Source organism: Clostridium sp. FS41, from assembly GCF_000954015.1.
Taxonomy (GTDB): Bacteria; Bacillota; Clostridia; order Lachnospirales; family Lachnospiraceae; genus Enterocloster; species Enterocloster citroniae.
Genome location: NZ_JYHN01000070.1, coordinates 43,614 through 62,012, shown reverse-complemented (window position 1 = coordinate 62,012; position 18,399 = coordinate 43,614). Strand labels below are relative to the sequence as shown.

Sequence of the window (18,399 nt, the reverse complement as noted above, 5' to 3'; positions counted from 1 at the left end):
TATTATGATTCATATGTTTTCAGCTCCTTCCATACGGTATTAAAATAATTGGAAAACTCAGGGCAGTTGCGCCTGTCAAGGGAACGGATGCATCCATCGGGAAATTCAATGGACAATACGGTCTTGACCCGGCCCGGCCGGGGGGATAATACAATAATACGGTCGGCCACGCTGATGGCCTCAGACAGATCGTGGGTCACCAGAATGGCCGTTTTATGAGTCTTACGTATGATTGAACTGATATCGTCACACACAGACAGCCTGGTCTGATAGTCCAGTGCTGAAAACGGTTCATCCAGCAGCAGGATATCAGGCTTCAGTGCCAGGGTCCGGATTAATGCAGCCCGCTGGCGCATTCCTCCGGACAATTCCGAGGGCTTTGCATATTCAAAACCCGCCAGCCCGTAGGCAGCCATCATTTCCAGCAGTTCAAGCCTGGCAGGTTCGTCCAACCGTTTTTGTATTTCAAGGCCCAGGGAAATGTTGGAGAAAATGTTGCGCCATTCAAACAAATGATCTTTCTGCAGCATATAGCCAATGGCAGAATGGGATTCGGACAGGGGGACGCCGTCCATTTTGATGGTTCCTTTTTCAGGCTGGGTCAGGCCGCTTAACATGGACAAAAGCGTGGATTTGCCACAGCCGGAGGGACCTACAATCGCAATAAATTCCCCGACAGATACGTCAAATGATATATTGGAAAGGGCCAGCGTCTCACCATCTAATGAGTGGTAGGAGTAGCTGACCCCGCTTACTTCCAGTTTGGGAATCATGAAGAAGCTCCTTTCAAATAGAAATCAATTCCTTGATTTATTATATGTAGACAAAGGGAAACCGTTCATGGGGGGAGGGGATATTGGGCATCTAAAAATAGAAGATGAGGCGTCCTGGACAATTACAATAGAAGAAAGAAAAAGCCCGTATTTCCAATCACTTGGGAATAAGGGCAAAAACACACTTCTATGGTCATTGATAACTCCAGCTCACAGGAGTGGGTCTGGCGGGGTCGAATATCTCTGCAGCGTCAAACAGGTCCGTAAGCCGCTTTTTGGCCGGGTCGGTCTGTACCAGATCCTCGTAGAGACGGTAACCGTCCAGGTTTCTTCTGGCCATACGGAAATAACTGGTGCCCATCTGCATCCAGTAAGGGGTGCTGGCATCCACATTGCAGAAATAGCGGAAGCCCTTGGACTCCAGGTATTTAAAACGTGGATTGTCATCCTTGTAGGGACGCCAGTCCGCAATATCATTTCCATAAGGATAAAGAAGGATATCGGTGGGACCAATCAGGGACTCCACTTCTGCTTCCCACTTGTCCGTGTCTGTTTTAAACCTCTCTTCTGAAATGGCAAATCCATCTTCCGGATTCTTAGCAACACCCAGCTGCAGATGCCCCCAGCTGTGGGATGCCAGCTCCCAGCCATTGTCCCTCAGGCACTGGGCGACCTTGGCAGCCTGTTCCCTGTCCGCCTCATAGGTGGGACTGTCCGCGTAGGAGGAAGCAGTCCTGTAACCAAGTATCCCTTCATAGCCGGTAAATGCAATAATGGCCCGTGCGCCTTTGTAGGAGAAGTCAGGATGTTCCTGAACAAAATCCTCCAAAAGCGGCACCAGATCAAAGGAACCTGTCTGTACCGTGCCGTCATCCATGGTCATCTGGCAGGTTGGCTTGCCATCCTCTCCAATGACGATCTTGTTTGCAAAGCCATCCCCATCCATATATGGATAATAACACACGTCATCCTGGGACATGACAAATGGCTTTTTGCCCTCGGGAAGCATGATGTTTCCCTTTACAAAACGCATGTTGCCGTTCTCGTCCGCTTCCTGGTATGCGATGTCGTGGATCCGCACCAGCACATAGCCGCGGGCGTACATGGACTCCAGGATCTTTATAAATTCGTCCTTGGTGGTCATGACAGAGTTATAGCCGGCACTGTCCTTGTCCCCGTCAAATGCCTTAGCAGTATCCATGATCAGGGTATGGAAAAATACATGTGTGATGCTGTTCATATCAGCCGGCACAAGAGCTGCCTTATCCTGTTCATACCGTGCAAGAGCCTCCTGGATCCTGACCTCATTCAGATCCAGGCCGCTGTCATTGATCAGCTGAATGGCTTTGTCATAATCATATCCCATGGCGATCCTGTCAGCCTGGGCGATCATTCTGGAAATATCATCCTGGATCACTTCAGTGGGCTCTTCGGCGGAGGATGGAGGGGTGTCCTGGTTGTCCTGGGAGGAGCCGGTGTGGCCGGCAGATGCCGCTGCCTGGACAGAACTGTCCGGGCCCGAGGGCTGCTTACCTATAACAAACCGATAGAGGGCGAAAACCCCGCCCCCTACCAGCAGTGTAATTGCTAATAATACGATCAATGTGGGAAAATGCCGTGACACTCTGACCATCTGGTGCCTGCGTCTTCGTGCCTGACGGCGTCTGAAATCTGCTTTACTCATAAAACATCTCCTATAAAAAATACTTGTCTATCATTATAGCATATAAATCACAAAGTTGGTACATAGAAAGAAAAAACAAATATTGGAATTGAAATTATGGGACATAAGTGGTATGTTAAAAACAGCAAGATCAAAGGAAAAGGAGAGATGAATATGGAAGAGATGGTAAAGGATCCCAATTGCGCATATTGTATGCAGGGAGAACTGGTTGCTAAATTTGGTTATCCCGTATGTGAGATGAACACAGGAATTTTGTATGTCTTTAAGGAGCAGAGCAAGAAAGGGAGGGTGATACTGGCTCACAAGAAGCATGTAAGCGAGCTCATTGACCTGACTGACCAGGAGCGGAATGACTACTTTGCGGAGATTGCCCAGGTGTCAAGGGCTGTCCATAAGGTGTTTAACCCGGACAAGGTGAATTACGGCGCTTACGGCGATACGGGCCATCACCTGCATTTCCACATCGTGCCCAAATACCAAGGCGGAGAAGAGTGGGGCGGCACCTTTGAGATGAACAGCCAAAGGACCATGCTTTCGGACGGGGAGTATGAGGAGATGGCAGAGGCTTTAAGAAAGGCACTGAAGGAAGTTTAAAACGCCCTGCCAAAAGTACCTTTATGACACATGGTATAACATGGTTTTATGAAAATGCGGCAGCACCGGCTGATACACCATATCTCCGGAAGCTGCCGCATTTTATATGAAAAGAATATATTAACTGAGGGTCCCCTTCCCACTGGGGATATCAATCCAATTTGTCTGTCAAGGGCCTTGTTTTTAAAATATATTTTTCATTGTAGTCATTGTATATCTTCATAAAGATTCCGGACAGGAATAAGAGAGCGATGGCATTGGGGATACACCAGAAGCCGGACACGATATCCACCACGGTCCACACCAGTTCCGGTGTCTTGCCAAGGGAGATGAACCCGGGTACCAGCCATATCAGACGGATCAGCAGTTTGGCGGCATTGGAACCGGATGCCTTTGGGAAAATGTAGAAAAAGGCGGATTCATAGTTGATCTCCCACCCGACCATGGTGGAAAATGCGAACAGGCAAAGGCACACGGACACAATGACCGGTCCGATGGATCCGTAGGTGGTGGAGAATGCGGACTGGGTCAGGGCCACGTCCTTTAAACCGCTTTGCCAGATTTCCGGTCCGCTGCATATGATGGCCAGGGCTGTCATGGTACAGACCACCAGGGTGTCAATGAAAACTTCAAAGGAGCCGTACATGCCTTCCTTAAACGGGTGTGGTGTAATAGCTGTTGCATGGGTAATGGGGGAGGTACCGCAGCCGGCTTCATTGGAAAAGGTGCCCCGCGCAGCCCCCTGTTTGATGGTCATGGCAACCGTGCTGCCTGCAAGTCCTCCGGTGGCGGAGAGAGGGGTGAAGGCATGGGTGAAAATGGTGGCAAGGGCCTGGGGGATCTCAGTAATATGTGACAGGATAATGCCTACAACAGCAATAATATAGACAAGACACATAACCGGTGTGACTTTTTCGCAGAATTTACCGATTCCGGCAACGCCGCCAATCAGCACGATACCACAGATAACAGCTGCTGTCACCACTATGATCCAGGTTGGAATGTGAAAGGCATTGTTCATGGCATTGGACATGGCGAATGGCTGTACAAACGCTGCTGTGCCAAGGCCGCCAATAATAATGGTGATGGCAAAGAAGACAGCCAGCGGTTTCCATTTGCGTCCCATGCCATTTTCAATGTAGTACATGGGCCCTCCATAAAATACTCCGTCCTTCCCCTTGATACGGTAGTACTGTGCCAGAGTGACCTCCACATATTTAGTCAGCATACCGAACAGGGAAATGATCCACATCCAGAATACGGCACCAGGCCCGCCCACAAAGATGGCTGTGGCCACACCGAAAATGTTGCCGGTTCCAACACAACCAGCCAAAGCAGAGGAGACTGCCTGGAGCGGTGTCAGGGTTCCATCTCCTTTTGCAGAACCTTTCTTGAACATTTCACCTGCTGTATTTTTAAGAATATGTTTAAAATGCCGGAACTGAAAAAAACGTGTTTTCACAGCGTACAAAAGACCTACGGCGAACAGCAGAATTAATACAGGGGCACCCCAGAGAAATGAGTTAAGCTTTACCAAAAAGTTTTCCATACCTTTACCTCGTTTCTTAATAAGACAATTTTTATCTGAAAATGGCTGTTTACTATTTTGTCAGCTGTGAAAGAATGCCGTAAAATCCCCTGCAGGCCTTTTTCAGCTGTTCTACCTCTATGTACTCATCCCTGACATGGGCCAGGCTTTCCAGTGACGGCCCAAATCCGATACAGGGGATGCCGGCTTCGCCGCAGAAATGGCTGCCGTTGGTACAGAATGAAAAGTGTGAAATGGGAGCATCGATCCCTGCTTCTTTAAGCCCTGCCAGGGCTTTTTGTACCAGCTCGTCTTTTTCATCGATCAGCCATGCAGGAAAATACCTCTTTGCCTCAATGGTTTCCCCGGTCCAGCATTGTTCCTTTCCTTCAGCCAGGAATACCCTTGCCTTTAAATCAGGAACCTTTTTCCTGGCTTTTTCAATGGCCTCCTCTACCTGGCCAAGAATGAGTGCCTCATCTTCGCCCACCAGGGTGCGCCGGTCAAAGGTGGCCCGGCAGATGGAGGGAACCACGGATGCGCCTGGATAAGGGGAGGAGATGATATCGGTCAGCTCCAGAATACCTTTGCCGAGGATCGGGTGTTCATTCACCTGGATATCCCGGATGGCTTCAATGACAGCCATCATATGATACACTGCGTTTACGCCCTTTTCCGGATTGGAGGAGTGGCAGCTTTTTCCCTCTGTTTCAACCACCACCTCGGCACGTCCTCTCTGTCCGATCTTGACCGTGGTAGTGGTGGCTTCGCCGATAATGACAAAATCCGGCTTTGCATTTCGGCTGATCTCACGGGAGGATACCCCTTCAAAACATTCCTCGTGTACGGTGCAGGACACGCAGATGGTTCCTGCAAAATCCTTTCCCGTATCCTCCGCGTACTGTGCGGCTGCCGTGATCATGGCACAGACGCTTCCTTTCATATCAGAAGTACCGCGTCCATAAATCTTTCCATCCTCAATCTCAGCGGCAAAGGGATCATGGGTCCATTGGTCACGGTCAATCACATCCACCGTATCAATATGACCGTCCATCAGAATAGTCCTGCCGGGACGGCTGCCGTGGATCATGCCCAGGACGCTTCCATACTTATCAATGTTCACTTCATCAAAACCATAACTAGTCATGGTGTGTTTCATGAGTTCAGCCACCTGTTTTTCCTGACCGGACATACTGGGGATACGGACTGCCTCCTGGCACAGGGATATTAACCGTTCTTCTTTGTTCATAGCGCATAGCCCTCACTTTCAGTGATTGTTTTTGTGAAAATGCAATATTTTGTGTGCGATATATTGCATATCGAATATAGCATAGATGGGAACAAAAAGTAAAGATAAAATCATGGTAATATGTAAAAACCGTCATAACTCATAGAAGTATAGCTGAAAATATAGTCATAATACACAATAAATTACAGCTGTTTATAGGAGAAAAATAATACATAGAAATGATCGATATTTTCTTGACAGTCTTGAAAGGGAATAGTGTATGTGATATATTATATATAACGTACACATCTATGAAAAACAAAAGGAACCGATAAGGAGGAACTACCTTGCCCATACCTAAAAAAGACAGCGCCCTTCAGCGCAAATCTGCAAAGGATCTGGTATACGAAACCTTGTGTGACTGGATCATCCGCGGCGAGATGATGCCCGGTGAGAAGCTGCTGGACACGGAGCTGGCAGCCTATTTTAACGTGAGCCGGACTCCGGTGCGCGAAGCGCTTCAGATGCTGGAGACCCAAAAGCTGATCAAGGTGACTCCGGGCCGCGCCACTACGGTGGCCGGCGTGGATAAGAATGATATTGAAAAATGCTACCGCCCCCTGGCGGAAATACAGGGCCTGGCCGCACGCCTGGCTGCTCCCAGACTGACAGAGGCACAGCTGGCGCGCATGGAGGAAGTACAGATGGGTTTTGAGGAGGCGTGCAGGGCGGATCAGGCGGAAAAGGCCATTCACTGTGACAACAAATTCCACGAAGTGATCCTGCGGGCAGTGGATAACGAATACATCATGGAATTTTCCCACATGCTCCTCCTCCATGTACAGCGGATCAAGTACCACTATTTTCACAGGGATATGCTGAGAAAAACCTCGGTGGAGCACCACAGGGACATCCTGAAAGCCCTGTATGACCGGGATGCGGATCTGGCAGCGGAGCTGATGCGCAGCCATTGGCTGTATGTTATGGAGCGGTGCCTGAGGGAGGTGGAAGTGGAAGGGGTGCAGTAGAACCGGAACGGAGAAAAGGATAGGGTAAAACAGATAGGGTAAAAACAGACGCGGTAAAACAATGAGAGGAACCTTTACATGCCATAGGGGATGGAGGGGTTCTTTTTTTGGAAAAATCCAATAGAGTAAGAAAATGCCGGATAAATGTAAAAATGCAGAAAGAGTAAGAAAATGCCCAAAGAAGGGGAATATGCTGTTTGTCCGCCCCCATACAATTAGTAGCAGATGAGTTTATCGGAGGAAGATATGAAACGGATTGCAGCCATATTGTTATCAATTACAGTCCTGCTGGTCCATCCTGCGGCCACAGCACTGGGGCAGGAGCCCAATATCGCCATACCGGCAGGAGCAGTCGTTGCTGGCAGTGGATTGGATACAGGTCAGAGCGAAGGAAAGGCAGAGGGGCAGGAGACAGGACTGCAGATCGGGGATACCATGGCTGTGGAAGCTCCTGCCGGGGATTCACAGCAGACTTCCCCGGACACCCAGGCGGCGGTCCAGATCGCGGCGCCCTCGGCCGTGCTGATGGAGGCATCCACAGGACAGGTGATCTATGAAAAGGGGGCTGATGAAAAGCGGAGCCCGGCCAGTGTGACCAAGGTCATGACCCTGATTCTTATTTTTGACGCGCTCCAGTCGGGAAAGATCCAGCTGACGGACGAGGTGGTCACCAGCGCTCATGCCAAATCCATGGGCGGCTCCCAGGTCTTTCTGGAGGAGGGAGAGGTGCAGACCGTAGAGACACTGATAAAATGTATTGTGATTGCCTCGGGAAATGACGCCTCCGTGGCCATGGCGGAATACATAGCAGGCACAGAGGAGGAATTTGTCCGGATGATGAATGAGAGGGCGGCCGGCCTGGGAATGACCAATACCCACTTTGTGGACTGCTGCGGCCTTACGGAGTCCCCGGAACATCTGACAACAGCCAGGGACATTGCCATTATGAGCCGGGAATTAATTAACAAATATCCCCAGATACATAACTACTCCACCATCTGGATGGAGAACATAACCCATGTGACAAAGCAGGGGACCAAGGAATTTGGTCTTTCCAACACCAATAAACTGCTAAAGATGGCCACCAATTTCAAGGTGACCGGATTGAAAACCGGCTCCACCTCCATTGCAAAATACTGTCTGTCGGCAACGGCTGAAAAGGACGGAGTCCGGCTGATCGCCGCCATTATGGCAGCTCCTGACTTTAAGGCCAGGTTTGGCGATGCGCAGACACTGCTAAACTACGGCTATGCCAACTGTAAGCTGTACGAAGATAAGGAACACCTTCCCCTTCCGCAGATGCCTGTTACAGGAGGTGTGGAGGATGAGGTTGCCCTTACCTATGAAGGGACATTTTCCTATCTCAGCCTGAAGGGCGAGGACCTGGGAGCGATTGAGAAAAACCTGGTACTGGAGGAATCCATCCCCGCGCCCGTGGAGCCGGGGCAGAAGGCCGGTGTGCTGGAATACACCCTGGGCGGCAAAAAGCTGGGCGAGGTCAATGTACTTACCAACGGAAGTATCAGGGAAGCCGGATATATGGATTACCTGAAACGGCTTGTGGGGGCGTGGAAACTGAACCGGTAGGGAACTGAAATCTGAACCGGCAGGGGACTGAAATTTAAACCGGCAGAGACTGAAACCTGAACCGGCAGGGCGTGGGGGACCTGCGTCCCCTGCCCTTGCAAATAGGATCCCTCCGCTTTGATCCATAGGGATAAGCGGAGGGATAAATTGCATGATCAGTATGTTGGCGGCGGTACAGAGCGGTTTACGGCTTCATAGCTCTCTTAGCCCATTCGCTGTCTTTTAAGATTGCTCGCCCCACGCCTATAAGGTCTGCCTTTTTCTGCTCTAAAAGCATTTCGGCCGTTTCTGCGTCAGTAATACCTCCCGTTAGAACGACCGGAATGGAAACAGTATCTTTGATTGCCTTTGACAGTTCATCAAAATATCCTTGCTTATGAGATGTTGGGTTAATGTAGCCACATAAACCGCCGGATATATCTATAAGATCAATTCCTGCTTTGACAAATTCTTGTGCCGCGAGTACGCTGTCCTCTATTGTGCTTCCACCTGTCATGTAGTCGCAAGCCCCTAATCGCAGTGCAACCGGGTAATCTTTTCCAACTGCTTCGCGAATGGCTTGTATGATTTCTAAATGTAGTCTTATCCGTCCGCGGATTGTATCCCCAGTGTATTCGTCTATTCGTTTGTTCGTCAATGGAGAATAAAATTGGTTAAGCAAATAGCCATGAGCAGAATGTATTTCTACTCCGTCAAAACCAGCTGCCTTTGTCCTTAATGCTGCTTTTGTAAAATCATTTACCACTTTTTTAATATCCGTTGGATTCATTTCTTTTGGCAAGGGTGTGGTCAGGTTTCCTTCCGGGACCGTTAAGCTGCCTTTGGATATTCTGACAGCACTGGCACTAAGTTGCCCTAATCCTGTTATATCAGGTGTTGCTGCTCCGCCTGCATGGTTAATTTGTGCCATGATTTTCGTATCATTCTTATGCACCAATGACACAAGCTTCTTTAATCCACCAATATCATTATCCTCTGAAATAGATAACTGTCCTTTGCTGGCTTTCCCCTCCGGACTGACATAGGTGTGTTCCGCAATAATTAGACCGATATATCCGCCGGCAGATTTTTCAGCATAATAATCAAACGTCTTTGATGTGGCTTTGCCATTTTCCTCAGCTTTGGAGATCGCCATAGGCGGCATAACAAGACGGTTTTTCAATTCCATAGTTTGAATTTTTATACTTGTATTCAGGAAACGCATATTTGTCACCTCATTCATTGATCTGGACTTCCAATAGTATAACATGATATACTCAATAAAGAAAGAACGCACATTTAAGATAGATACTATCAAAAAGGAAAGTATTGAATTGGAAATCCCCAATGACTGGACGTTATAAATTAAACACCGCTGTACGCAGTACGGGAAGGAGAGAACATCCATGGTTCGTTTTGGTATAATCGGAACAGGAAAAATCAGCCACACATTCATGAGAGCGGCCCTGAAGGCGCCCGGCTTCCGGCTGGAGGCAGTCTATTCAAGGTCCGTGGAAAAAGGCAGGGAGTTTGCACGGCCTTACGGATCGGACAAGATCTATACATCCCTGGAGGAACTGGGCAATGACAGCAATGTGGACGCGGTCTACATAGCAAGCCCCAACAGTTTCCACTGTAGCCAGTCCATATGTATGCTGAATCACGGCAAGCATGTGCTGTGTGAAAAGCCCATAGCCTCCACTGCCGGGGAGTTGGAATCCATGACAGAAGCGGCCGGAGTAAATGATAAGATCCTTTTGGAAGCCATGCGCCCGGTTTTTGACCCCGGCTTTGCAAAGATAAAAGAACTGCTGCCAAAGGTGGGACGGATACGGAGGGCTATTTTCCAGTATTGCCAGTATTCATCCAGGTATGATGCCTTCAAAAAGGGGATCATTGAAAATGCCTTTAACCCTGCATTATCTAACGCGGCCCTCATGGATATCGGCGTATACTGTATCCACCCCATGGTATTGCTGTTTGGAAAACCGGACCGTGTCACTGCCTCCAGCATTTTCCTGCACAATCATATGGAAGGAACAGGAACCGTGCTAATGGATTACGGCGCCATGGTGGGCGAGGCCAGGTATTCCAAGATAACCTATTCCTCACAGCCCAGCGAGATCCAGGGCGAGGATGGGACCATGCTCATATGGCAGATCCAGGATACAAGGAAAATCCGGATCGTATACAGGGACGGCAGTCAGGAGACATATGAAATTGCCAAAGAGGATAATAACATGTATTATGAGATCCTGCGGTTCATGGACCTGATTGAAACGGGAAGAGAGGGACATCCGGTGGATGATTTGGTCCGCGGCCATCTAAAGGGCTCTCTTCTGGAAATGGAAGTGATGGACCAGGTCAGAAGCATGACAGGGATCCGCTTTATGTAACGAAAACAGTAGATTTTCTTAATCCTTTTTTACTTCTATTGAAAAGTCGGCATTCTCATGATATCGTATAATTATCAGACGGGAACGTGAAAATTCTGATTTTTCTGGGAGGAGAGTATTATGAAAAGAAAGAGGATGTACGGCGCAGGAGCTGTTCTTCTGGCAGTTCTGCTGGGACTGGCTGCCTGCGGAGGCAGTGCAAAAAGCAGTTCCGCCACTATGGCGGCGGCCACCTATGATGCGGCGGCTGAAACAGCGGTGTATGAGGAAGGGATGGAGAGGATAAACCTGTCTGCGGATAAGGTAAGCGGGATGGACCCGGCATCAACAAGTCTGACGGACCAGACGCCTGTTTCCCAGGCGCTTCCCTCCGGCCGTAAACTGATCCGCAATGTTACCATGACGGTGGAGACAGACGAGTTCGACCAGCTTTTGGGCATACTGACGGCCCAGGTAGGAGACCTGGGCGGGTATGTGGAGCAGTCGGATATATCGGGGAACAGTCTGAACGATCAGAATGAACCCATTCCCCGCTATGCGTCACTCACCGTCCGCCTTCCTATAGGCAAGCTGGATGGTTTTGTTTCAGCGGTGGAGCAGAACGGCAATGTGACCAACAGATCCGAGTCCGCACAGGACGTCACCCTGCAGTACAGCGACCTGGAGAGCAGGAAGAAGTCGCTGACCGTGGAGCAGGACCGCATCTGGGCCCTTCTTGAAAAGGCAGATACTCTGGAATCGGTCATTGCCCTGGAGGAACGTTTGTCCGAGATCCGTTATCAGCTGGAATCCATGGAATCACAGCTCAGGCTGTATGACAATCAGGTGGATTACAGCACGGTCTGCCTTTCCATCAATGAGATCAAAGGAGCGGCTTCCTTTACCCCCACTGAACCGGAGGGGCTGGGACAGAGGATTCAAAAAGGTTTTTCAAAGAATCTGAATTCCGTATCCCAGGGGCTGACTAATTTCCTGATCTGGCTGATCGCATCCAGCCCCTTCTGGATCCCACTGGCAGTGATCGCGGTGATCGTACTGCTGGTTGTCCGGAGAAATAAAAAAAGGACAATAAGGCAGCATCTGCCCCACTCTGTGAACGGAGCGGAGAAGACCGGTAAACCGGAAGAGTAAATACAAATGATGGGGAGGCCGGATTCTCCCCCTAAGCGCAAAAGGCCATTGTATTTCCACATACGCCAGGTGGAAAACAATGGCCTTTTGTCATGCCGTTATATATTCCTGTTTACTCCGGCATTTAAGACTTCTCTGCGCGGCAGGGGATCAGGCCCCGGCTCAGGCTGTGTCAGCCAATGCCGCCGTTGACGATTCCCAGAATAAACACTGCCATGGTCAGAATACAGAATCCATATTTATAAAGGGGATAGTACCAGCCGCCGATCCGCTGTTTTCTTCCAAGGGATACCGCGTCCTCCACGGCCTGCTTTCCCCAGATCCAGGCAAACATGATCCCGGCCAGACCGGCGCCCAGAGGGCAGATATAGATGGATACGAAGTCCATCCAGCCGGAAACAATACCCTGGATACACAGCGCCACCACAACCCCAATAATACCGATGACGGTAACTGCTTTGGCACGGCTGAAGTGCAGGTTATCCTGAAGGGTGGCGATGGGAGCCTCAAACAGGTTCACCAGGGAGGTAAGGCCTGCAAACAGCACGGCCACAAAGAATACCACCATTACAATGTGTCCGCTTGGCATGGCTGCGAACAGGTTGGGCAAATAGATGAACATCAGGCCGGGGCCCCCGCCAAAGGCAGTGGAGCCGGCTGCTGCCATGGCAGGCACAATGACCAGTGCGGCCAGGAATGCGGCCAGAGTATCAAACAGGGCCACTTTCCATGCGGAGCTGACAATATCCTCATCATCGGACAGGTATGAGCCGTAAATAACCGTTCCGTTGCCGGCCAGGGACAGGGAGAAAAATGACTGGCCCAGGGCGTAGACCCACATCATGGGATCCTTCAGCTTTTCCGGATCAATGGTTAACATGTATTTATAACCCTCAGAAGCTCCGGGCTGGAAATAAACATAGACGGCCAGGCCTATAAACAGCAGGAAAAACAAAGGGATCATGATCTTATTGGCTTTTTCAATGCCGCTGGCAACACCCAGTACCATGATGGCAAAGGTGACTGCCAGTGCAATGATCAGCCAGAAGTTATTGCCAAAGGGAGAGGCAGTGGCGCCGAATGCCTGTTCATAACCTGAGATATCAGACACATCCGCACCATAGGAAAGGGCTTTACCGGTAAATGCATTGAACACATATTTAAAAATCCAGCCCACCACTACGGAGTAGCCGATAGCCAGCATCAGCGCCCCCGCCATGGGAATACCTCCTATCAGGGCGCCTGTATTCCCTTTTCCCCGTGATGCGCAGGCCTGTCTGAAGGCGCCCACAGGGCCTTCCTTTGCCTTGCGTCCAAAGCTCATTTCACCGATCACGCCGGAAAACCCGATGAGAATGTCAAAGATAAGATATGCTGCCAGAAACGCGCCGCCGTAATTTGCAACCCGGCTGGGAAACAGCCAGATATTTCCCATCCCCACTGCCGAACCAATACACGCAAGAATAAAACCCCATTTCGATCCCCATGATTCCCTGTTACTGCCATTGGATGTTTTTCCCATATATTTCTTCTCCTTTTCGATACAAAATGAAGACAAAAAGGGCCCCCACAGTAATCTTTAAACTACTATAGGATGCCCTATCTTATTGCTGCCAAGCACATCACATGATTTCAAATTACATTTGAAACGTCATGCGGTCTGCCCCTTACCTTCAATCCTCAATGGGTTCCAGGGAAGCCTGGAAATGACGAAGGATCGGTGGCTCCCATGTAATCCTGTAACCATGTTTGATCTCATGGGCCCGCTCTTTAATTGCAATCAATGCGTCTGCCATTATATCAATATGAGCCTGGGTGTAGACCCGGCGCGGAATGGCCAGACGTGTGAATTCAAAGTCGGCATGAAGCTGTTCATTTGTATCCGGGTCATTGCCCAGCATGTAAGATCCAATATCGCAGGTGCGGATGCCTGCCTCCTTATAAAGCTCAATGGCCAATACCTGGCCGGGGAATTCATAATAAGGAATCTGGGGGAACATGGCTGCTGCGTCCACAAACACGCCATGGCCTCCAACCGGAGCCTGATAAGCGATACCGGCATCATCCAGCCTGGATGCAAGATATTCCATCTGTCCGATCCTGTAACGGAGATAATTTTCATCAATGCCCTCGTATAACCCGATCGCCAGGGCTTCCAGGTCGCGTCCGTTGAGTCCTCCGTATGTATAGAATCCTTCAAAGGAAATACAGTTTGCTTTTATTTTCAGGATTAAGGGTGACTCTCCATCCTTGACTCCGATCATACCGCCCATGTTGACAATGGTATCCTTTTTTGCGGACATGGTGAACATGTCGGCCAGGGAGAACATTTCCTTAATGATCTTTTTGATCGGCCAGTCCTTGCATTCCTCCTCATCACGTTTAACAAAGTATGCGTTTTCAGCGTAGCGCGCCGCGTCAATGTCCAGGGGAATGTTGTATTTCTTACAGATTGCGGAAACGTCCCTCATGTTCTGCAGGGAAACAGGCTGCCCGCCCGCGGAATTGTTGGTAATTGTCATGACCACCAGGCCTACGTTCTCAGCTCCCTTTTCAAGGATGATCTGTTCCAGCTTTTCCACATCCATGTTGCCCTTAAACTTGCAGCGGTGGGACGGGTCCTTTGCTTCCGGGATCACGCAGTCAATGGGACGCGCGCCGGCCAGGATCACATGGGCACGGGTGGTGTCGAAAAACATGTTGGAAATCGCAATTTTACCTTCGGAGAGGAAGGTGGGGAACAGAACCTTTTCAGCAGCGCGTCCCTGATGTACGGGCTGGACATATCCATATCCGAAAATGTCCTTGGCGGCGTCAACCAGTTTGTAGTAGGAGGAAGCGCCGGCATAGGCCTCATCGCCCTTCATGATTCCCGCCCATTGGTCCTCGCTCATGGCATTGGTGCCGGAGTCAGTGAGAAGATCAATGTAGCAGTCCTCTCCTCTTAAGCCAAACATGTTGTATTTGGCCTGGGCGATCGCCTGCTCGCGCTCCTGGCGTGTGAGCATTTTCAGTGGTTCAACCACCTTGATACGGAATGGTTCTGGAACATACTTGATAGCCATAATAATACCTCCATAAAATGATTTTGGTTTGGATGCGGGCCTTTGCCGCTTCCAAATACCCCGGTCATCGTTGCCGACTGGCGGACAGTATTATGTAATAGGTTCAAGCTGAGAAGAAAGGATACTAGATGTGATAATGTTTTCTCAACTTACGAGAATATATTATTATATTTTGAGAATAATGTCAAGCTGATTTGTTGTAAATGATAAAAAAATAATTTTTAGGGCATAAAAATATACATAGTGCATAAAATGGAGAAAATAGCAATAAAAAATTATCGTAAATAAGATGAGAATGATAAAATATTATTGCGACATATACTCAAACACCCTCTAGCTATTAAAAGTGTATTTTGATACAATAGCACTATATGAGTATAAAGAAAGAAGCAGGTCATGAATACAGAAAATCATTCAATTCTTCAGCATTATATAAAGTTAACGGAATTTCTTGGCCGTACCCTTGGTCCGGATTATGAGATTGTGCTCCACAGTCTGGAGGACAAGGAACGGTCCATTATTGCAATCTCCAACAACCATGTCAGCGGACAGGAGCTGGGGGCTCCGCTGTCCGGTGAGATCCTGCAGATCATTGCGGATAAGAGCTATCACAATTATTCCTATCGTACCCATTATATGGGGGTATCCGCCCTTGGAAAGAAGCTGCGTTCCTCCACGCTGTTTATTGAGAATACGTCAGACGAGTTGATCGGGCTGCTGACCATTAATTTTGACGACAGCAAATATACGGACCTGGCAAAGCAGCTTTTGGGGCTGTGTCACCCGGATACATTTGTGGAAACCAATTTCCGCTATGACGAGACTTACAAGGAGATACCGGCCGGTCAGGGAAAGTCTCAGTCCGGAGAACCGGGAACCGGGAATCCATCAGTCCAGCCGCTGTCTGGAGAGACAGTGCCTGTTTCCGGCGGAGAAACAGTGAACGAGGCCTTGTCACGTATTTTCAGGGAAATGGACCTGAATGGCAAGAGCCTGTCCCAGTCCCAGCGTCTGGCAGTGATGGAACGGCTGGAAAGGGACGGCGTATTCCTTCTAAAGGGAGCGGTAAAGGATGCAGCTCTGGCCCTGGGAATTTCCCAGGCCAGCGTATACCGATACCTTTCTAAAATCCGCCGGGAATGATTTGTTTTACTATAGTATAATTATAGTACAGGCAGGGATCAAACATTCCAAAAAGTATGGTCAGATGGTTGATGTCACTGGATTTTATGATCCACGGACAGTTCATTGAGTACAAGACGGTAGTTTCCCGGAGGCAGCTGCCCGTACATGGCAACATGATTGACCATGCCCAGGGATTCCCCGTCCGGTACATAAAAACCCATGCAGTTGAATCCCCAGTTACCTGGTATGGCGGGAACTTCATACCAGGTGCCATCCACTGATACCTGAAGTTCATAAAACTCCCCGCAGCCCCATTCCTGGCCGCTTTTGTTGGAGATAGTAACCTCCGCCACATCCTGGTTCCAGGAATCCAGGGTCATGGTAACTCCCCCAGGCGGGTTTAAAGGCGCTGCCGGGACCAGGAAACGCGTGTTCCATCCGCCGTTTTCCTGGGTAAACAGGCGGGCGCAGGGAAAGGAGGTAAAAGAGGGCAGTTCTCCTGCATCCTCCCAGTTCCCATTTTCAGATAGCTGTTCAAAGTCAAAATCCAACTGGTAAACGCTTCCGTCTTGGGCGATCCACCTGCCGTTTGTCCAGGCGGCAAAGATACTGAACCCATCCTTTCGGCCGATTTCAATCCCGTAAACAGGCAGAGCGGCATTGTCTGCGGACCAGCTTTTTACCCTGGTGGCTTTTACTGAGTTCAGGGATTCCAGGATCTTTTGTTCCTCTGCGCTGTCAAACAGATAGGCGATGCGAACCTTTTTGCCGTCATAGGTGTACAGAGTCATTGCGCTGGTTTCCGGGGAGGCCTGTTCCATAAGATGATTGGATGAAGTGGAGGAATTGGGCGGGGCGGATGAATTGTATGGGGCGGATGAATCTGCAGTACTTGCACTGTTTGCGGCGTTATGGGTAGTGCTGTCCGGGGAGGGCTGGCCGTTGAGTATCGGGATGGCCGACAGGTCATGACGTGATTGGCCGGTCGGTGACTGGCTGGGCAGCGACTGATTGGTCAGTGTCTGGTCAATGTGGTTTTTTATTTGAAAGGATCCTGCTGCTGACTCTGCCCCGGATCCGGCGGTGTCGTCTTGGGTGGATTCTACCACCTTTTCAGCAGTTTTTCTGTCCGCTGCGGACATCCCTTCCCCCTGCGTGATCCCGCATCCGGATATCAGGATCGTGATCACCACGGCGGTTGCTGCCGATACTCTTTTTTTATTCATGATAGACTCCTTTTTATTCGTATTTTTTCTGATGATCAGGTGTTTCAGGCAAAGAAGCCTGCAGCGCGTTCAGAATCAGGTTGTCCATTCCTTTCATTCCCAGACCGGTACAGGTGTCCACAAACTGTTGAAAGCAGGTGTCGCGGATCTTGTCTTTATGGAATACCAGATCAAACTGGCGGTTCAGCCGGAGATTTCTGACCTGTATCATACCCATCTGATGACTGCTGATATCCGGTTGTACCAGGTAGGAGGAAATGGCTGCAATTCCGGCATTGTGCAGGACAGCCTGTTTCACTGTTTCAATGCTGTTGCAGACCCATCCAATGTTCAGGGACAGGCTGCTGCTGGAAAATGCATGCTCCAGCAGCATTTCAGTTCCGCTTCCCTTTTCACGTCCAATAAATACTTCCTGTTCCAATTCTCTTAACTCCACTGTCTTACCCGCCAGGGGATGATTTTTCGGACAGATAATAGCCAGCTGATCCTCCAGGATCGGTATATGCTCCAGATACGGGGAACGCTTTGTTCTCTGGACAATAGCCAGATCCAGCTTGGCGGACAATAACTTTTTTTCCAGGGCCTTGCTGTTGGTGATCTCCACCAGGATCCTGGTATCCGGATAGAGGGATCGGCAGTGCTCTAAAAGGGGATGGATCAGGCAATTGCCTATGGTGGTGCATACTCCTATGCTTAAGGTGTTGCAAAAGGAGGCATCCTTCATGCGGGTGTCCAGCTGTTCGATGTTCTTAAGGATCTGGGCAGACAGATAGAGCATCTGCTTTCCCGCATTGGTGAGAAAAAGGGAATGGTTCAGGCGCTCAAAGAGACGGATGCCGTATTCATTTTCCAGGGAGTGGATTGCCTGGCTGACGGATGACTGTGAGATCATCATGTTCTGCGCTGTCTTGCTCATATTCATATGTTTACAGACTTCCACAAATATTTCCAGATTCCGTATGGTCATGTTCAACTCCTGATATTAGTATTTACTTATAATATTATCATTATATTCATATTTTTCAATAGTAAAAATGCGTGATAGAATGAGGGCA

Annotated in this window: 15 protein-coding genes; 6 read left to right on the top strand and 9 right to left on the bottom strand. The window is 49.3% G+C overall.

Annotated features, from left to right (window positions below; all coding sequences use genetic code 11):
• Positions 1-2: 2 nt before the first annotated feature.
• A complete protein-coding gene (locus CLFS41_RS24065; protein WP_045093735.1) occupies positions 3-773 on the bottom strand; it encodes an ABC transporter ATP-binding protein in 771 nt (256 codons plus the stop codon).
• Positions 774-966: 193 nt separating this feature from the next.
• A complete protein-coding gene (locus CLFS41_RS24060; protein ID WP_007860166.1) occupies positions 967-2,457 on the bottom strand; it encodes a hypothetical protein in 1,491 nt (496 codons plus the stop codon).
• Between the two features lie 153 nt (positions 2,458-2,610).
• Here CLFS41_RS24060 and CLFS41_RS24055 point away from each other — a divergent pair, with 153 nt between their 5' ends.
• On the top strand, positions 2,611-3,051 hold the full coding sequence (locus CLFS41_RS24055) for an HIT family protein (RefSeq protein ID WP_045093747.1): 441 nt from the start codon (positions 2,611-2,613) through the stop codon (positions 3,049-3,051).
• 151 nt (positions 3,052-3,202) lie between these two features.
• Here the strand turns inward: CLFS41_RS24055 and CLFS41_RS24050 are convergent, their stop codons facing one another.
• The gene (locus CLFS41_RS24050) at positions 3,203-4,600 is read right to left on the bottom strand and encodes a sodium:alanine symporter family protein (RefSeq protein WP_045093734.1); all 1,398 of its coding nucleotides are present in this window, start codon (positions 4,598-4,600) and stop codon (positions 3,203-3,205) included.
• A gap of 52 nt (positions 4,601-4,652) precedes the next feature.
• On the bottom strand, positions 4,653-5,828 hold the full coding sequence (locus CLFS41_RS24045) for a YgeY family selenium metabolism-linked hydrolase (protein ID WP_045093733.1): 1,176 nt from the start codon (positions 5,826-5,828) through the stop codon (positions 4,653-4,655).
• A 326-nt stretch (positions 5,829-6,154) separates the two neighbouring features.
• On the opposite strand from CLFS41_RS24045, the gene CLFS41_RS24040 reads away from it, so the two are divergent.
• Positions 6,155-6,835 (top strand): GntR family transcriptional regulator, encoded by a 681-nt coding sequence (locus CLFS41_RS24040; RefSeq protein WP_007860162.1) that lies wholly within the window; start codon positions 6,155-6,157, stop codon positions 6,833-6,835.
• 246 nt (positions 6,836-7,081) lie between these two features.
• Entirely contained in the window at positions 7,082-8,422 is a 1,341-nt protein-coding gene (locus CLFS41_RS24035) for a D-alanyl-D-alanine carboxypeptidase family protein (protein ID WP_007860161.1), read from the top strand.
• A 184-nt stretch (positions 8,423-8,606) separates the two neighbouring features.
• On the opposite strand, the gene CLFS41_RS24030 is transcribed toward CLFS41_RS24035, so the two are convergent.
• Positions 8,607-9,626, bottom strand: a complete 1,020-nt coding sequence (locus tag CLFS41_RS24030) for an NADH:flavin oxidoreductase (protein ID WP_045093746.1) — start codon at positions 9,624-9,626, stop codon at positions 8,607-8,609.
• Between the two features lie 181 nt (positions 9,627-9,807).
• On the opposite strand from CLFS41_RS24030, the gene CLFS41_RS24025 reads away from it, so the two are divergent.
• Both CLFS41_RS24025 and CLFS41_RS24020 read left to right on the top strand, forming a co-directional pair.
• Complete coding sequence (locus CLFS41_RS24025) at positions 9,808-10,797, top strand: Gfo/Idh/MocA family oxidoreductase (RefSeq protein ID WP_045093732.1); 990 nt, start codon at positions 9,808-9,810, stop codon at positions 10,795-10,797.
• Positions 10,798-10,917: 120 nt separating this feature from the next.
• Positions 10,918-11,928, top strand: coding sequence for a DUF4349 domain-containing protein (locus CLFS41_RS24020; protein ID WP_045093731.1), 1,011 nt, complete (start codon positions 10,918-10,920; stop codon positions 11,926-11,928).
• Between the two features lie 172 nt (positions 11,929-12,100).
• Here CLFS41_RS24020 and CLFS41_RS24015 read toward each other — a convergent pair whose 3' ends face one another.
• Together CLFS41_RS24015 and CLFS41_RS24010 are read right to left on the bottom strand one after the other, a co-directional pair.
• Positions 12,101-13,450: a sodium-dependent transporter gene (locus CLFS41_RS24015; RefSeq protein ID WP_045093730.1), complete on the bottom strand. Its 1,350-nt coding sequence runs from the start codon at positions 13,448-13,450 to the stop codon at positions 12,101-12,103.
• Positions 13,451-13,601: 151 nt separating this feature from the next.
• Positions 13,602-14,993 carry a tryptophanase gene (locus CLFS41_RS24010; RefSeq protein ID WP_007860152.1) on the bottom strand — a complete coding sequence of 464 codons (1,392 nt, stop codon included), beginning with the start codon at positions 14,991-14,993 and terminating at the stop codon, positions 13,602-13,604.
• 396 nt (positions 14,994-15,389) lie between these two features.
• Between CLFS41_RS24010 and CLFS41_RS24005 the strand changes: the two genes are divergently transcribed.
• A complete protein-coding gene (locus tag CLFS41_RS24005) occupies positions 15,390-16,136 on the top strand; it encodes a PAS domain-containing protein (protein ID WP_045093729.1) in 747 nt (248 codons plus the stop codon).
• A gap of 74 nt (positions 16,137-16,210) precedes the next feature.
• Here CLFS41_RS24005 and CLFS41_RS24000 read toward each other — a convergent pair whose 3' ends face one another.
• Entirely contained in the window at positions 16,211-17,344 is a 1,134-nt protein-coding gene (locus CLFS41_RS24000; protein ID WP_045093728.1) for an immunoglobulin-like domain-containing protein, read from the bottom strand.
• 13 nt (positions 17,345-17,357) lie between these two features.
• Positions 17,358-18,311: a LysR family transcriptional regulator gene (locus tag CLFS41_RS23995; RefSeq protein WP_007860147.1), complete on the bottom strand. Its 954-nt coding sequence runs from the start codon at positions 18,309-18,311 to the stop codon at positions 17,358-17,360.
• Positions 18,312-18,399: the final 88 nt, after the last annotated feature.

What these genes read in the sequence shown, in the direction of transcription:
- CLFS41_RS24065 (WP_045093735.1), bottom strand. Translation starts at nt 773, where the DNA reads ATGATTCCCAAACTGGAAGTAAGCGGGGTCAGCTACTCCTACCACTCA.
- CLFS41_RS24060 (WP_007860166.1), bottom strand. Translation starts at nt 2,457, where the DNA reads ATGAGTAAAGCAGATTTCAGACGCCGTCAGGCACGAAGACGCAGGCAC.
- CLFS41_RS24055 (WP_045093747.1), top strand. Translation starts at nt 2,611, where the DNA reads ATGGAAGAGATGGTAAAGGATCCCAATTGCGCATATTGTATGCAGGGA.
- CLFS41_RS24050 (WP_045093734.1), bottom strand. Translation starts at nt 4,600, where the DNA reads ATGGAAAACTTTTTGGTAAAGCTTAACTCATTTCTCTGGGGTGCCCCT.
- CLFS41_RS24045 (WP_045093733.1), bottom strand. Translation starts at nt 5,828, where the DNA reads ATGAACAAAGAAGAACGGTTAATATCCCTGTGCCAGGAGGCAGTCCGT.
- CLFS41_RS24035 (WP_007860161.1), top strand. Translation starts at nt 7,082, where the DNA reads ATGAAACGGATTGCAGCCATATTGTTATCAATTACAGTCCTGCTGGTC.
- CLFS41_RS24030 (WP_045093746.1), bottom strand. Translation starts at nt 9,626, where the DNA reads ATGCGTTTCCTGAATACAAGTATAAAAATTCAAACTATGGAATTGAAA.
- CLFS41_RS24025 (WP_045093732.1), top strand. Translation starts at nt 9,808, where the DNA reads ATGGTTCGTTTTGGTATAATCGGAACAGGAAAAATCAGCCACACATTC.
- CLFS41_RS24020 (WP_045093731.1), top strand. Translation starts at nt 10,918, where the DNA reads ATGAAAAGAAAGAGGATGTACGGCGCAGGAGCTGTTCTTCTGGCAGTT.
- CLFS41_RS24015 (WP_045093730.1), bottom strand. Translation starts at nt 13,450, where the DNA reads ATGGGAAAAACATCCAATGGCAGTAACAGGGAATCATGGGGATCGAAA.
- CLFS41_RS24010 (WP_007860152.1), bottom strand. Translation starts at nt 14,993, where the DNA reads ATGGCTATCAAGTATGTTCCAGAACCATTCCGTATCAAGGTGGTTGAA.
- CLFS41_RS24005 (WP_045093729.1), top strand. Translation starts at nt 15,390, where the DNA reads ATGAATACAGAAAATCATTCAATTCTTCAGCATTATATAAAGTTAACG.
- CLFS41_RS24000 (WP_045093728.1), bottom strand. Translation starts at nt 17,344, where the DNA reads ATGAATAAAAAAAGAGTATCGGCAGCAACCGCCGTGGTGATCACGATC.
- CLFS41_RS23995 (WP_007860147.1), bottom strand. Translation starts at nt 18,311, where the DNA reads ATGACCATACGGAATCTGGAAATATTTGTGGAAGTCTGTAAACATATG.